Genomic DNA, 15,544 nt, shown 5'->3' with positions numbered 1-15,544 from the left:
AGTACGGGGAGGAACCGCCTCGGAGGAGGCATCCGGAGTACGGGTCGGAGTCGGCAGGCGGCAGACGGCCTGAGTACGGAGAGGCGCCGCCACGCGGCAGACGGCCTGAGTACGAGTCGGAGCCGCCCCGCAGAAGGAAAGAATACGAAGAGGAGGAGAGGCCTCAGAGGAGAAAGAAGTCTCAAAAGAAAGGGAATTCCAAAGAGACAGAGCCGGAGCAGAGGGAGGGGGATTCCCGGATGACGAAGAAGCCGAAGACACCGCCGAGGGCGCAGAAGAAGCGCCGCAGGAAGAAACACAGGCTCAGGAAATTCCTGATAGCCGTGGTACTGATAATCGCCCTGTTGGGCGTGGGCCTGTACCAGCTTGTGGGAGCGGTGTATGGAAAGATGAATTATAAGGAGCTGCCGGCCGTAGCCGCGGAGCCCATGAAGGAAGACGGAGTCGTAAACATCCTTCTGATCGGCAACGACTCCAGAGAGAACGGGGAGGACGGCCGCTCCGATGCCATGATCCTCCTGTCCATCAGCAGCAGAACGAAGACCATCTACATGACTTCCCTGCTGCGGGACATCTATGTGGACATCCCCGGACATGACGGCAACCGCCTGAACGCGGCATACGCCTTCGGCGGCGCGGAGCTTCTCATGAAGACCATCGAGCACAACTTCGGCATCCCGGTGAACCGGTACATGCTGGTGAACTTCGAGGCCTTCGCCAATCTGGTGGACGCGGTGGACGGCATAGAGCTGGAGCTGACCAGGGATGAAATCGAGTATGTGAACGGCTATCTGGTGGAGTACAACATGCTCACCGGCAGGGAACAGGGCACGGACAATATGGACCTGTCCGTGGCTGACAACGGCCCGGCGGTGGTGCACCTGAACGGCCCCCAGGCCCTGGCCTACAGCAGGAACCGCTACCTGGGCACGGACTTCGGCAGGACGGAGCGCCAGAGGAAGGTCCTGACGGCAGTGATCGGCAAGCTTCCGGGAGCCGTGCTCACCAATGCGGGAGGGCTGATAGACAGCCTCATGCCGAACCTGACCACCAACCTGACGAAGAACGAGTGCTTTTCCTTAAGCCTGATGGCGGGGAAGCTGCTGACCTACGACATCGTGTCCGACAATATCCCCCAGCCGGACACCTACCGGGACGTGACAATCCGGGAGATGCAGGTGCTGGAGGTGGATTTCGAGACCAACACCAGATATCTGAGAGAGAAGATATACGGAGAATAGGCCGATGCCCGGAACATGCCGGAAGGGCAGATGCGGAAGGATAGATAGGAGGAGAGTATGGATCTGATATTGCTTTTGTTCATAGGAGGTACATGCGCTTATGTGGGCGCAAAGATTCTCAGCAGCGATGAGAGGAACAAAGTGTTCAACAAGTTCCCCATCCAGGTGGAGGACGTGAAGAAGTACAATAAGTTCTGCGCCAAGCTGGTCTTTGGCTTTGGCGTGGTGGCGGTGCTCACCATGTTCTTCACCTATCTGTTCGGAGGGTGGGTCAGCCTTGTGGGCACGCTGCTTTTGATTGTGGAGGCGTATGTCACCATGAAAATCTACAATAAGGGCGAGAAGAAGATGCTGAAGAAAAGATAGCGCATCATAATGAATGGAGGAGAATAAAATGGAGAAAAGAAAACTGGAGAAACTGGGAATCGAGACGTCGCTGCTGGGATTCGGCTGCATGCGATTCCCGGTAACCGCGGATGGAAAGATCGACGAGCCGGAGGCGGAGCGGATGCTGGATAGGGCCATCGCCGCCGGAGTGAACTATATCGACACCGCCTATCCTTACCACGACGGCGCAAGCGAGCCCTTCGTGGGCAGGGCACTGAAGAAATACGACAGGGATTCCTTCTTCCTGGCCACCAAGCTGCCCTGCTGGAAGGTGGAGAAGCCGGAGGACGTGGAGGCGACCTTTCAGGAGCAGCTGGGCAGGCTGCAGACGGACTACATAGACTTCTATCTCATGCACGCCCTGAACAAGGACAGCTTCCACAAGATGGTGGAGCTGGGGGCAGTGGAGAAGCTGGAGGCCCTGAAGGCGGAGGGGAAAATCAGGTATCTGGGCTTCTCCTTCCATGACGGCTATGACGTCTTCGAAGAGATTCTGAACTACAGGGACTGGGACTTCTGCCAGATCCAGCTCAACTACATGGACACGGAGGAGCAGGCCGGGATGAAGGGATACCGCCTCACCGAGGAGAAGGGCATCCCCCTGGTCATCATGGAGCCGGTCAAGGGCGGATCTCTGGCGGCCTTCGCGGACGACATCACCGGGAAGTTCCGGGCCCTGGATCCGGAGGCTTCCATCGCCTCCTACGCCCTGCGCTGGGTGGGGAGCCTGCCCAATGTGAAGGTCATCCTAAGCGGCATGAGCACCATGGAGCAGGTGGAGGACAACCTGAGGACCTTTGCGGAATTCAGGCCCCTTTCGGAGAAGGAGGGAAAGACCATCGAGGACATCGTGGCGCTGATTAAGGGCCGCGTCCAGAACGGCTGCACGGGCTGCCGCTACTGCATGCCCTGCCCTGCGGGCGTGGACATCCCGGGCAACTTCCGGGCCTGGAACACTTATCATATGTACCAGAACTACAACATGGTCAAGGGGAGCTGGGAGCGGAACCTGGGCGATGAGAAGCAGGCGAAGAACTGCGTGAAGTGCGGCAAGTGCGAGAAGTTGTGTCCTCAAAAGCTCCATATCCGGGAGGACCTGGAGAAGGTGCAGGCGGATCTGGACAGGAAGGAATTCGCGTTCTGAAATCACGTTCTGAAATGCGGCCCCGGCCTTCGGATGAGGGCCGGGGCAAAGCCCTGGCCTGGAGGGTCAGGGCCTGCCAAAAGGAGATGGTCTCCCATGGAGAAAGCCTTTAAGCTGGACTTTGAGAATGATAAGGCGGGCAGCCTGTATGTGAACTGCTGCGGATGCTCCCGGACGGAGGGGCTCCACAGCTTCGGCCCCGCCTCCAAGCCCCATTACCTGATACACTATGTGCTGAGCGGCAGGGGGCTGTTCCGGTTCCACGACAAGGAGTACAGGCTGGAGGCGGGGTACGGCTTCCTGATACAGCCCAATGAGCTGGCCTTCTACCAGTCGGACCGGGAGGAGCCCTGGAGCTATCTGTGGGTGGGCTTCGGCGGGACCCGGGCGGGGGAGTACTTAAGCGCCATGGGGCTGTCCGCCAGGCATCCTGTCTTTTCCTGCGACAGGGACCAGGAGCTGTATTCCATCATTAAGGACATGATGGAGCACAATACCTTCGGCGTGGCGGACGATCTGCGCCGCAACGGGCTGCTGGGGGTGTTCCTGTCCGTGCTGGCCGAGAGCGCCGGCGTGGTGGCCAGGGACCAGGAGGACAAGGGCAACCAGTATGTGAAGAAGGCCGTGTCCTTCATCCAGAGCAATTACTGCAATCCCATCAAGGTGACGGATGTGGCGGATTATGTGTGCATCAACAGAAGCTATCTCTATACCCTGTTCCAGAACTATCTCGGGATGTCCCCCCAGCAGTTCCTCTCCACGTTCCGCATCACAAAGGCCAGAGAGCTGCTGGACTCCACCACATACCCCATAGAGAGCATCGCCCTGTCCTGCGGCTACAATGACGCGCTGGTGTTCACCAAGGCCTTCCGGGCCATGAAGGGCATGTCCCCCTCGGAGTACCGCAGGCTCAGCCACAGGGAGAACAGCAGGGAACAGCTTCACGAGGTGGAGCATCTGATCGCCCAGCTTTTGAAGGAGTGAGGGAGAGGAGGCTGGCGGCAGGATTCAGCGTTATGCAGTATATATTTGGGAGGAATGAAAATGAGGATTTTGCTTTTATTGAGGGGCTCCGCAAGCTGCGGGAAATCCACCTGGATCGAGCAGCATGGCCTGAAGCCCTACGCCCTGTCTGCGGACGACATCAGATTGCTGTGCCAGAGCCCGGTGATGCTGCCGGACGGCACGGAGGGGATCAGCCAGGACAATGACGGTGTGGTGTGGAAGACATTGTTCGCCATCCTGGAGGTCAGGATGCAGAGGGGAGACTTCACGGTCATAGACGCCACTAACTCCAAGACCAGCGAGATGAACCGGTACAAGGAGATGTGCGAGACCTATCGGTACAGGATGTACTGCGTGGACTTCACGGACATCCCGATCGAGGAGGTGAAGCGCAGGAACGCGGCCAGGGAGACCTTCAAGCGGGTGCCCGAGGCGGTGATCGACAACATGTACTCCAGATTCCGCACCCAGAAGATCCCCTCTGGCATCAAGGTGATCCGGCCGGAGGAGCTGGACGCAGTCTGGACCAGGCTCTTCGACATGTCCTCCTACAAGCGCGTCCACCACATCGGCGACATCCACGGCTGCAACACGGCCCTGCAGAAGTACCTGGCGGACAACGGCGGCATCAAGGACGATGAAATGTACATTTTTGTGGGGGATTACATCGACAGGGGGCTGGAGAACGTGGAGGTGGTACGGTTCCTGATGTCCGTCATGAACCGGAAGAACGTGCTGATGCTGGAGGGCAACCACGAGAGGTGGCTGTGGCACTGGGCCAATGACGCCACAGGCAGGTCAAAGGAATTCGAGCTGGTCACCAGGCCGGCGCTGGATGCCGCGGGGCTGGACAAAAAGCAGGTAAGGCAGCTATACCGGAAATTTGGCCAGTGCGCCTATTATCGGTATAACGATAAGATATTCCTGGTCACCCACGCGGGACTGAGCACTCTGCCGGAGAACATCTCCTTCGTGGCCACGGAGCAGATGATCAAGGGCGTGGGAAGCTACAATGACTTCGAGGTCATAGCCGAGTCCTTCTTCGACACCACGCCACAGAACTGCTACCAGATCCACGGACACCGCAACACCAAGCAATTGCCCGTGCAGGTCAACGACAGGGTGTTCAACCTGGAGGGGCAGGTGGAATACGGCGGCTGCCTGCGCTGCGTCCAGGTGGACGGGGAGGGCATCCGCTGTATCGAGGTGCCCAATGAGGTGTACCGGACGCCGGATGCGGCACAGGAGCAGACGGTGACGGAGAGCGACATCGGGGACGTGATCATCGCCCTGCGCCAGAACAGATATATCCAGGAGAAGAAGTACGGCAACATCTCCTCCTTCAACTACACGGACAAGGCCTTCTACGACAGGGTCTGGGACGCCCAGACCACCAAGGCCAGGGGCCTGTACCTGGATACCGCGAAGGGGAAGGTGGTGGCCAGGGCCTACGACAAGTTCTTCAATGTGAACGAGCGGCCGGAGACCAGGTTCGACATGCTGCAGCATAAGCTGCAGTTCCCGGTGACGGCCTATGTGAAGGAGAACGGGTTCCTGGGGATCGCCAGCTACAATGAATACGAGGACGGACTGTTCCTGGCCAGCAAGTCCACCATAGACAGCCAGTACGCGGGATATTTCCAGGAGATGGTGCGGCGGAAGGTGTCCCCGGAGCATCTGGAGGAGCTGAAGGCGTACTGCAGGGAACATGAGGTCTCCTTTGTCTTCGAGTGCGTGGACATGGAGAACGACCCGCATATCATTGAATATCCGGAGAGCAGATTGTTCCTGCTGGATATCGTGTACAACAAGATGGAATTCGGCAGATACGGCTATGAGGACATGTGCCATGTGGCGGAAAGGCTGGGGCTGGAGCCCAAGGAGAGGGCGGCGGAGCTGGGCACCTGGCAGGAATTCTACGACTGGTACATAGAGGTAATGGAGGCGGATTACGAATACCGGGGGCGCAGGATCGAGGGCTTCGTCATCGAGGACAGCGCCGGGTACATGACCAAGCTGAAGCTGGCCTACTACAATTTCTGGAAGTTCATGCGCAGTGTGTCCCACGAGGCCATCCGCAAGGGCTACATCACCAAGACCTCCGCCCTGACTACGCCCCTGGCCAACGAGTATTACGCCTGGGTCAGGAAGCTGCACGACGCGGAGGACAGGGAGAGCCTGCCCAGGGACATCTGTGCGCTGCGGAATATGTTCTATCAGGAGAAGGGGACGGCGCGGTAAGGACGATCGCGATTGCAACGGCAATCCGAATATATTTTTGCATTTTTGCGGAAATCACGGAGGGGCAGCCTTTATGTGGGCTGTCCCCTGTGGGTCCGCCGGTATTCGTTGGGGGTTACGGCCTCCAGCTTCTTGAAGGACCGGATGAAGGTATTGGGGTCGTGATAGCCCAGGCTCTCCCCGATGGCCTTGCAGGTCAGGTCGGTGCCTCTCAGCAGCTCTTTTGCCTTTTCTATTTTCTTTCGCGTCACATAATCCAGGAATGTGATTCCAAAATGCTTTTTGAAATAATGGCTCAGGTAATTCTGGTTCATCCCCGCCACATCGGACAGCACGGTGAGGTTGATGTCGGCGAGATGCTCCTCGATGTACTGCAGAAGGGTCTGCTCCGCCTGCTCTATGGAGAGGTTCCGGTCCTTCATCACCTCAGTCAGTTGCCTGTAGGCCTCCAGACAGAGGTGGTCCAGGGAGCCTGGGGTGAGAATCCGCTCCGCCCGGACGGCCAGGTCGCTCTCGCTGTCGTGGAAGACAGCGGAGAAGGGGATGGTCAGCTCGCATAAAATCTGCTGCAGCAGGAACAGCAGCTCTGTCACGGTGTTCCGGTAATAGGCAAAGCCCGCGTTCTGCTTCTTCCAGGAGGACATCAGCTGGCTGATGTAGGCCAGGCACTCATTGGGGGAATGGCTGGCAAGGGCCAGGATTCTGTCCTTTTCCTTCGCGGAGAGGACACAGACGGAGGCAGACCGCAGATCCTCCATGGAGTAGACCGCCTTTTCGGAGGCGATGCCATAATAGTCCAGAAGGTTCAGCACCTGGCGATAATGGTGGCATGTCTCATGGATGCTATGGTAATCGGCGCTCTGCCCGCAGACGAACTCCGGCAGACGCGGGGCGATGTCCTTCAGGCTATGGAGGAAGCGGCTCCGTAGGCTCTTCAGTTTCTGCTGGGTGGACGCGGTGAGGAACAACAGGCAGTCGGCTCCGTCGCGGAGGGAGATGACATGGCCGTAATCCTTTAACTGCTGCCGCAGGCTGACCAGGACATCCTGTGGGGACGGGGGCACCGGCTTCTCATAGGACCAGAAATTCGTCCGAATCACCAGGATAGAGAAATAGTCCTGGGGCTGGAACGCGGTGAAATGGCTGCAGAATTCCAATATCTCCTCATCGGTCGCATCGTTTTGCAGAAGCCTGGACAGAAAGGAACTGACCAGATTGGGGTAATTGGCCTCATACTGGGTGCACAGCAGGTCCAATGCCTCCTTCAGGGAGCGGATATCGTTCCGTTTCAGAGAGGGCGGATTCTTATCCAGATGGAAGGCCTTCTCCAGCCGCAGGAACATGGGTGAGAGGATTCTGGCCAGCCAGCGGGCGAAGATCCGATGGCATAGAATCATGATGATGACCACCACGATGGTGATGGAATAGGTCAGCATCAAAAATGTCCGCAGCTGCCTGGTAATCAGGAGCCTGGGTTCCACGCAGATATAGCGCAGCTTGCTCACGCCGGAATTGCACCAGAGCACCCGGCAGCTCCCGGAGCCGCCCTCCAATGTCATGAAGCCCGAGGAACCGGAATACTCCTGCTCCGACAGGGAGAGCTGGGAGGCATAGTCCGTGTCGGAGGGGTGGTTTAAGATGCTTCCGGTCACGGTATCCATCAGATAGATGTAGCAGCTCTGGTTGGAGTTGATGGAATCCAGCATTCTGTTCAGCTCGGCTTCGCTTAAAAGGAAAATGAACAGGGCGTCCGCAGGAGAGGAATTGACAGGATGGATGGCAAAGGGGATGACGGACTCGTAATATATCGTCTCGTCTCCCCGTATGTCCCTGGTCAGGATGGGCGTGGCGGGACAGGGCTGGCTCTTGAAAGGCATCTCCATGAGCCGGTCGAAGTAATCGGCGGAATAGTCGGCAAAAATATATTTTTTCTGGAAAAAAGTCTGGGCATCGTAGGAGCCGGAAGCGGTCAGCACGATGCCCGGATTTTTGAAATACAGGACCGTGGTATTGAAGAGGGCCAGGCTGTAGTTGCTGCCGTATAAAGCATTGTTCAGGCGGTAGGAGGAGAGGACGGTGTCGCTGTGGGAGATGGAGTCGGCATAGAGCAAGCTGTAGTAATCCGGGAAATTGGTCTCTATGATGAGGGAGCTCTGTTCGATGGGCATGCGGATGGAGCTGTCGATGGAGTCGGCAGCGGCATAGAGGAAATTCTGGTTCGCGGAGCGGATTTTCTCCGAGATCAGGCGGTCGGCATAGGAAGTGATCAGCGCGCAGGGAACCAGAATCAAGATAATGCACATGAACAACAGGAGAAAGGTTCCCGATACGGTTTCCTGAAACCTGGAAAGCTGGGACTGGATAAATCTGGGCTTCATACGGATCTCCTTTGAAAACTGTACATATTGAACAAAAATATTATAGCATACAGCGGGGAAAACACAATCGGCTATATGTAAGGTGTAAAAAAGCCGATTGCGGAGAGCCCGAGATATCAGGAAAAATCTATATGAAACGAAACTGCCGATTGCGCCTGCGTTGTGTAATCCATATAATCAAGACATGTTACGTACGCATCGCAAATCTCACGGTTAAGGAGGTAGCAGCTTTGGACAGAAAGAAAAAGAAAGAACACGGATTCGGGTGGAGCCGAATCTGGATGCGGGACAGAGAGCTTTACGCCATGTGCCTGGCGCCCCTGGTCATGGTGGTCGTCTTCAGGTATCTTCCCATTTACGGAATCGTGATGGCATTCGAGAGGTATACGCCCTCAAAGGGATTCTTCCGCAGCGAGTTCGTGGGCCTGAAATATTTTATCCAGTTTTTCCGGGATCCATTCTGCTTCCGCATCATTAAGAATACGGTGCTGCTGAGCCTGTACTCCCTGCTGTGGACGTTTCCGGCCCCCATCCTCCTGGCGCTGCTGCTGAATGAGATCCGCCACGCGAGATATAAGAAGCTGGTGCAGACCGTGACCTATCTGCCCCATTTCATATCGGTGGTGATTTTGGTGGGGCTGATGAAGGAACTTTTCTCCTCCGTGGACGGCATCGTCAACAGGCTGATTGTGGCCCTGGGGGGCAGCGCGGTGAACTTCTTCTCGGAGCCGGGGTGGTTCCGGTCGCTGTACATCGGGTCTTCGCTGTGGCAGGGGGTCGGGTACGGATCGATCATCTATCTGGCGGCCCTGGCGGGAATCGATATGGAGCAGTACGAGGCGGCCAGGATAGACGGGGCCAACCGGCTGCAGAAGATTCTCTACATCACTCTGCCGGGAATCATGCCTACCACGGTCATCCTCCTGATCATGCGGATGGGGAGCCTTTTCTCCAATGATTTCCAGAAGATTCTGCTGATGTACAGCCCTGCCACCTACAGCACGGCGGACGTGATTTCTACCTACACCTACAGATATGGGCTGGAGAACTCCAACTATAGCTACGCGGCGGCCATCGGGCTGATGCTGTCGGTGATATCCTTCGTGTTCGTCTGGGGGGCCAATGCGTTCAGCAAGAAGGTAAGCGAGAACAGCCTCTGGTAAGGGGCCGGAAAGAGGAAAAGGGACATATATGAAAAAGAACAGATTTGGTTTTGGAGATATTGTGATATATGGGGTATTGCTTGCGCTGATGCTGGTCATCCTGTTTCCTATGATCTATATCGTGTCCATATCCTTCAGCGATACGGGAGCCGTGTCCAGGGGGGAGGTGGTGCTGCTGCCGGTGGAATTTAATATAGATGCCTATAAGTATGTCTTCAAGGACGCCAGATTCGGCAGGGCCTATGCGAATTCCATATTCTATGCGGCGGGGAGCACGGTGGCTTCAGTGCTGCTCACCGGACTGATGGCCTATCCGCTGTCGGTGGACAGCTTCTCGGGAAGGAGGCCTCTTACGATCGTCCTTATGATTACCATGTTCTTTGGGGGCGGCATGATACCCACCTATATGGTGATTAAGAACCTGGGGCTGTTGGACAATCCGCTGGTCATGATGCTGCCCGGGGCCGTATCGGCCTACAATGTCATCATTTACCGCACCTTCTTCCAGAACATCCCGGCGGCCCTGCGGGAGGCGGCCTACATCGACGGGGCCGGGCATTTCAAGATTTTCTGGAAGGTGATTGTCCCGCTGTCCAAGCCTCTTCTGGCCACGATGTCGCTGTTCGCCATCGTGGGAAGCTGGAACAGCTATTTCGATGCGCTGATTTACTTAAACGACTCCAAGATGCAGCCATTGTCCCTGTATCTGCGGCAGTTGATTGTGAACATGGACATGAGCAGCCAGGGGATGCGGGACATCATGGTGCAGATTAACGTGAATCCCCGGACAATCCGGGCAGCCACCATGATAGTGGCCATGCTGCCGATTATGTGCGTCTATCCGTTTTTACAGAAATATTTTGCCAGCGGAGTGATGATCGGATCCGTGAAGGGGTGAGGACGGATTTAACGCTCTCGGGCGTTGGAATCATAAAAACAAACCACAAAAGGAAGGAGAACAGTTATGAAAAGGAAACATGTGAAAGCAATGGCGCTGCTGACTGCGGGAGCAATGGCGCTGCTGGCCACAGGCTGCGGGGACGCGCAGGGCTCCGAGTCCGCACCGGAGCCGAAGCAGGAGGAGACAGGCGGGGAGGCTGAGAGTGCGGAGGAACCGTCATCGGAAGAGGAAGGGACGGCCGATGCCTCGTCGGAAGCGGCAGAGTCCACGGAGTCCGGGGACGACGCGCAGGCGGCCTATACATTCCCTCTGGCAGAGCCCCTTGAGATTACGGCCCTGTCGGCGGATTTCGGCAGAGACAAGACCCAGTGGGCGGATGAGCAGTATGAAAAGTACACCAATGTAAAGATTGACTGGACGCTGGCCCCTACCTCCGATGTATGGACGGTGGTGAACCTGAAGCTGAATTCGGGAGAGCTGCCGGACATGATTCTGGTGAACAAGACGCTGGTGGATCAGTTCGCGGGCGAGGGTCTGTTCGTGGATTTCATGGACTATATCGACAAAATGCCCAACCTGAAGGCCTGGATGGAAAAGATTCCCGCAATCTACTATGACACGGTGGACTCGGAGGGGCATCTGTACTGCCTGACCAACTTCAACACCAGAGGACAGGCACCGATTATGTCTCTCTATCGAAAAGATATCTTTGAAAAGGAGAATATTCCTGTGCCGACCACCATCGATGAGCTGTACGACGCGCTGGTGACGCTGAAGGAGAAATATCCGGATTCCATCCCCATCTCCAACCGCTGGGGCGCAAGCAATCTGATAGGCGTGGTGGGGAACCTGTACCAGTGTACCTCGGGCTTTTACCTGGACGCGGATACGGGCACCTATGAGTACGGCGCTATGACGGATAAGTTCAAGGCGGCTATCGCCACGCTGCAGAAATTCTACGCGGCCGACCTGATCGATCCGGAATTCGCCACAGTCTCTGACGACCAGTATATAGACAGGGTGGTCAGCGGAAAGGTATTCTTCTGGTTCGGTGAATACACCGGCGCGCTGTACACGGAATCCAAAGGCGATTGGGTAGGCAACGGAAAGAAGAACAATCCGGACTTCGAAATCGACGCCATGCCTTTTGTAGAGACAGAAATCGGCCAGGGCCAGTCCTGGGTGCAGGCGCCTACCGGAAGGGGAGCCTGGTCTACGGCAGTGAGCGCCAAGTCCGAGCACATTGATGAAATCATGGCCCTGATTGACTACCAGCTCTCCCAGGAGATGATCGACCTGGTGAACTGGGGCGTAGAGGGAGAGACCTATGAAGTGGTGGACGGCGAGAAGAAATGGCTGATTGAGCCCGAGGAGCGGACAGAAAAAGGCCTGGATGCCAGAACCGGCATGTGGATTCCCATCGATCAGGACTGTTATGATGCGAGCCTGAATGACCGTAGCAAACAGATTATCTGGGATGCCAATGACAGGCTGAAGGCTGAAGACTTCGGCAGATACGATCCCAAAATGGCAATTCTCTTCACGGAAGAGGAGCAGGAGCGCAAGTCCGAGGTCATGACCCCTATCAAGACCTATATGGAAGAAGAGCTGATGAGCTTCATCACAGGCAAGAAGAACATGGAGGGAGACTGGGAGGCCTTCAAGCAGCAGATAAAGGACATGGGCTATGAGGAGATTCTCCAGATATACCGCGACAAGTACGATGCCCTTCCGGAAGACCAGAAAGGATTCGACAAGGAACTGGGCCTGTAATAGCTTTAGGAAGGCTGCGCACACCGGCGGACCGCCAGTGTGCGGCGGCTTGTCCCGAGGGAATACCCGATGTCAGGAGGTGCGGGATAATGTATATTTATGAACGGCAAAGACAGACGCCTGTCATATGGCAGGGAGATTTATGTGTGGTGGGAGGCTCCGCCACCGGCGTATTCGCAGCCGTGCGGGCGGCAAGGCTGGGCCTGCGGGTCATGCTGGCGGAAAAGCAGAACTGCTTCGGCGGCGTGGCTACAAATGGCCTGGTGAATGTATGGCACACCTATAAGGACACGGAGAAGAAGAAACAGATCATCGCCGGGCTCAGCGCGGAGGTCACTGACCGGCTGGAACCCTATAATGCCGGATATGTGGACTGGGCCGATTCCCACTGCTTCAATCCCCAGGAGCTAAAGGTGGAGCTGGACAGGCTGATGGATGAAAGCGGCGCGGAGTATCTGTTCCATACCTATTATGTGGGGCTGGACACAGAGGGGGACAAGGTCAGGGCTGTCTTCGTGGAGAACAAGGACGGGCGCGGGGCCGTGAAGGCGGACTTTTTCATAGACGCCACCGGAGACGGGGACCTGGCCAGGGATCTGGGGATCCAGTCCTATGTGCATGAGAACATACAGCCGCCCTCCGCCTGCTTCCTTCTCCAGGGGGACACGGAAGGCCTGGATGTCCAGAAGCTGATCCGCAGGCACGGGAAGGAGTTCGGCCTGGAGGAGGATTACGGATGGAACAACAGGCTGCCCAGATGCCGGGACATCACCATGCGGGCGGACACCCATGTGGTGGGATACCGCTGCGACAGCGCCCGCGACCTGACCAAAGCCGAGGTGGAGGGCCGCAGGAAGGCACGGGCCCTGGTGGAGATGCTGAATAAATACGGGAAGCCGGGCGTGGCCTACAACAATCTTAACGCTTGTTCCTATATGGGAATACGGGAAAGCGTCCATTACAGGACGCTGTACCAGGCCAACGAGAACGACCTGCTTCTGGGGACGCGGTACGAGGACGCCATCCTCAACGGGACATACGGCGCGGACATGCATTTCGGGGACAAGGGGATCGTGCTGCGGTATATCGACGGGAGCTATACCAGAGAAAACGCGGACGGCACTGTGACCAGGGGGAACTGGCGCAGGGAAAAGGGCATCGGGGAGGAAGAGCCTGTCCCCACCTATTACCAGCTTCCCTTCCGCTGCCTGGTGGGGGAGAGGTGGCAGAACTTCATCGCCGCGGGACGCATGCTGAACGCGGACATGGGGGCCTTCGGGGCGCTGCGGGTGATGGTGAACCTGAACCAGATCGGGGAGGCCGCCGGAGTGGCAGCGTACCTGTCCATCCATCACGGGCAGTCCGTACAGGAGCTGGACGGGGTCGAGGTGGCGAGGACTCTCTCCAGAGGGGGATCTGCGAATCTGGGGTAAGGGAATTAAGCGAGCCAGCCTGAAGGAGGCTGCAAAGCCATGAAAAACTACAAAGAATTTTGTTATATCAGGCCAGGAGCAGGTGGAGATGTTTGCCGATGCGATTGAAGCATCGGCAAACGACAGGACGCCGCGGAGAGGATAAGCTGTTACAGCTCCTTTCCGAGTTTTCCTGTCCGATAAATCTGGATGTCGAGCGCTTCCGTTACAGCACTAACTTTTTGCCAGTGCATCCATCAATTTCTGAATACTATTTTCAAGAGTGCTTTCACCCCAACCAAGATTCCATTCATCATTAGAGCCGCTATCAGATACAACATATATCGCTGTTGCCTTACGAGAGCGGAAATTTGCTATTGTAAATAATCCTGCTCCTTCCATCTCAACGCATTTAGCACCCATATCGTTAAAAAAATATCGTCCTCTCCATTCAGGCTGAACATATCCGCCATCAGTTGTCCAATGATAACCACGAATACAGGATATCCCCTTTTTCTCCAACTCCATACAAAAAGAGTCTGTCAAATCCTTTGTTGATTCAATCAGTTCACCTTTAAATCCATATAATTTGGTGATAGAGGTATCGTTATAAGCCCCATCTGTAAGAACATAATCTCCAATCTTATTCCCACCGGCAAAGCCTACATGAATCAGTTCCTTAACTCCTGCTGCATATAAATCCTCTGCTTGAGTTGCAAGTCCTGGCGAACACATCTCACCCTTTGCAAAACCTAAACTGCTGTTATGATCCATTACATATATGCCTCCACCGACATCAAATGTAAGCGTACCGACGTTCTTTGCGAGCATTGTATCAAACAGACTGTCAGCCAGCAAATAAACTCTATCTGGAACTTTTGTTTGATATTCATCGAAATCAAGCCCCTGCAATTCGATCTCTTTTCGGACAAGAACAGATGGGGCATTATATAAAGCCGGGTCTATATCAAATTCTCTCTTTCGCATAATCGAATATGACAATAATTTACCATTTGCAACTGAATGCTCCGCTTGTCTTAAAAATTCGTATCCTCGTTTGCGATAAAATTCAGCAGCCGGCAATGATGCATCTATATTTACATATGAATAATTCTTTATGATTTCCTTTTCCAAAAAATCCATAAGCTTTGTTCCAATTCCCTCATGCTGATTATTTGGGGTTATATATACCCTTGAAATAGTATTTTGATTAATTGTGCCTGTTCCGAGAATGGCAGCTTCACAACCAATCACATAGGTATTGCCTTCCGAAATGTCATTAATAATATTATCGCGATTATGTAATTCCAAAAAGAAATCCACTACTTCATTCGAATAGTATTTTAAATATATTTCCTTAATCGTTTTGCTTACGATTTCATTAACCTCGTCAGTTTGATTTAACCGAGCTTTTCTGATTGTTAAATTATCCACTATCCTCTTTTACCCTCCATTGACTAAAAAAATTATCATTTTCATAAAACTTCAATGTCTGTCGGTTATCCCGTTCTAGTATCTGTTTCCCGGCTGGCTGTTTTTGGCATCTTCAATACCCATGTTGGCAATCATGTTTGTAGTCAGACCGACGGCAAGCCTTAATCAATTTCTTGACTTAGCCGCTTCCACCTGGACTGTGCTTTTTCTTTCTGCTTTTATCCATATAATTCGCCATTACATGATTTATGGCAAGGGAAAGCTTGCGAAGCACGGCTTCTGCTGTTTTGTAGAACAGCTACAAATGAGAGAAAAGCCGGGGGTACTATAAAGCAAAAAAGCCCGAATCCCTTGAAAACTCTGGGAATCTGGGCTTCCATGCAATAGTCGGCGCGACAAGATTTGAACTTGCGACCTCTGCGTCCCGAACGCAGCGCTCTACCAAGCTGAGCCACGCGCCGATAT

At 54.9% G+C, this 15,544-nt stretch carries 11 protein-coding genes and 1 tRNA gene; 9 read left to right on the top strand and 3 right to left on the bottom strand.

Features of this window, described 5'->3' with window-relative positions; genetic code table 11:
• From Q2B33_RS16665 to Q2B33_RS16645, 5 genes are all read left to right on the top strand, one after another.
• The coding region (locus Q2B33_RS16665; protein ID WP_300822941.1) for an LCP family protein at nucleotides 1-1,241 on the top strand (1,241 nt) is incomplete at its 5' end.
• A 57-nt stretch (nucleotides 1,242-1,298) separates the two neighbouring features.
• Nucleotides 1,299-1,607 carry a hypothetical protein gene (locus Q2B33_RS16660; RefSeq protein ID WP_300572272.1) on the top strand — a complete coding sequence of 103 codons (309 nt, stop codon included), beginning with the start codon at nucleotides 1,299-1,301 and terminating at the stop codon, nucleotides 1,605-1,607.
• A gap of 28 nt (nucleotides 1,608-1,635) precedes the next feature.
• Nucleotides 1,636-2,772 carry an aldo/keto reductase gene (locus tag Q2B33_RS16655; RefSeq protein WP_300572274.1) on the top strand — a complete coding sequence of 379 codons (1,137 nt, stop codon included), beginning with the start codon at nucleotides 1,636-1,638 and terminating at the stop codon, nucleotides 2,770-2,772.
• A 96-nt stretch (nucleotides 2,773-2,868) separates the two neighbouring features.
• Nucleotides 2,869-3,756 carry an AraC family transcriptional regulator gene (locus Q2B33_RS16650; protein ID WP_296461839.1) on the top strand — a complete coding sequence of 296 codons (888 nt, stop codon included), beginning with the start codon at nucleotides 2,869-2,871 and terminating at the stop codon, nucleotides 3,754-3,756.
• Nucleotides 3,757-3,816: 60 nt separating this feature from the next.
• Entirely contained in the window at nucleotides 3,817-6,018 is a 2,202-nt protein-coding gene (locus tag Q2B33_RS16645; protein ID WP_300572276.1) for an RNA ligase, read from the top strand.
• 71 nt (nucleotides 6,019-6,089) lie between these two features.
• On the opposite strand, the gene Q2B33_RS16640 is transcribed toward Q2B33_RS16645, so the two are convergent.
• Nucleotides 6,090-8,396 (bottom strand): AraC family transcriptional regulator, encoded by a 2,307-nt coding sequence (locus Q2B33_RS16640; protein ID WP_300572278.1) that lies wholly within the window; start codon nucleotides 8,394-8,396, stop codon nucleotides 6,090-6,092.
• A gap of 230 nt (nucleotides 8,397-8,626) precedes the next feature.
• Between Q2B33_RS16640 and Q2B33_RS16635 the strand changes: the two genes are divergently transcribed.
• The 4 genes from Q2B33_RS16635 (at nucleotide 8,627) to Q2B33_RS16620 (ending at nucleotide 13,666) form a co-directional block, all read left to right on the top strand.
• Nucleotides 8,627-9,559: a sugar ABC transporter permease gene (locus Q2B33_RS16635; protein ID WP_300572280.1), complete on the top strand. Its 933-nt coding sequence runs from the start codon at nucleotides 8,627-8,629 to the stop codon at nucleotides 9,557-9,559.
• 28 nt (nucleotides 9,560-9,587) lie between these two features.
• Entirely contained in the window at nucleotides 9,588-10,457 is an 870-nt protein-coding gene (locus Q2B33_RS16630; protein WP_300572282.1) for a carbohydrate ABC transporter permease, read from the top strand.
• Between the two features lie 66 nt (nucleotides 10,458-10,523).
• Nucleotides 10,524-12,233 carry an extracellular solute-binding protein gene (locus Q2B33_RS16625; RefSeq protein WP_300572284.1) on the top strand — a complete coding sequence of 570 codons (1,710 nt, stop codon included), beginning with the start codon at nucleotides 10,524-10,526 and terminating at the stop codon, nucleotides 12,231-12,233.
• A gap of 89 nt (nucleotides 12,234-12,322) precedes the next feature.
• The gene (locus Q2B33_RS16620; protein ID WP_300572286.1) at nucleotides 12,323-13,666 is read left to right on the top strand and encodes an FAD-dependent oxidoreductase; all 1,344 of its coding nucleotides are present in this window, start codon (nucleotides 12,323-12,325) and stop codon (nucleotides 13,664-13,666) included.
• Between the two features lie 213 nt (nucleotides 13,667-13,879).
• Here the strand turns inward: Q2B33_RS16620 and Q2B33_RS16615 are convergent, their stop codons facing one another.
• The gene (locus tag Q2B33_RS16615; RefSeq protein ID WP_300572288.1) at nucleotides 13,880-15,079 is read right to left on the bottom strand and encodes a GNAT family N-acetyltransferase; all 1,200 of its coding nucleotides are present in this window, start codon (nucleotides 15,077-15,079) and stop codon (nucleotides 13,880-13,882) included.
• A 387-nt stretch (nucleotides 15,080-15,466) separates the two neighbouring features.
• Nucleotides 15,467-15,540 (bottom strand) — tRNA-Pro (locus tag Q2B33_RS16610).
• Between the last annotated feature and the right edge of the window lie 4 nt (nucleotides 15,541-15,544).

It is taken from the genome of uncultured Acetatifactor sp., from assembly GCF_948601915.1.
Classification (GTDB): Bacteria; Bacillota; Clostridia; order Lachnospirales; family Lachnospiraceae; genus Acetatifactor.
Note: the sequence above shows the minus strand (reverse complement) of the source record. Positions and strands in the feature narration are given on the sequence as shown.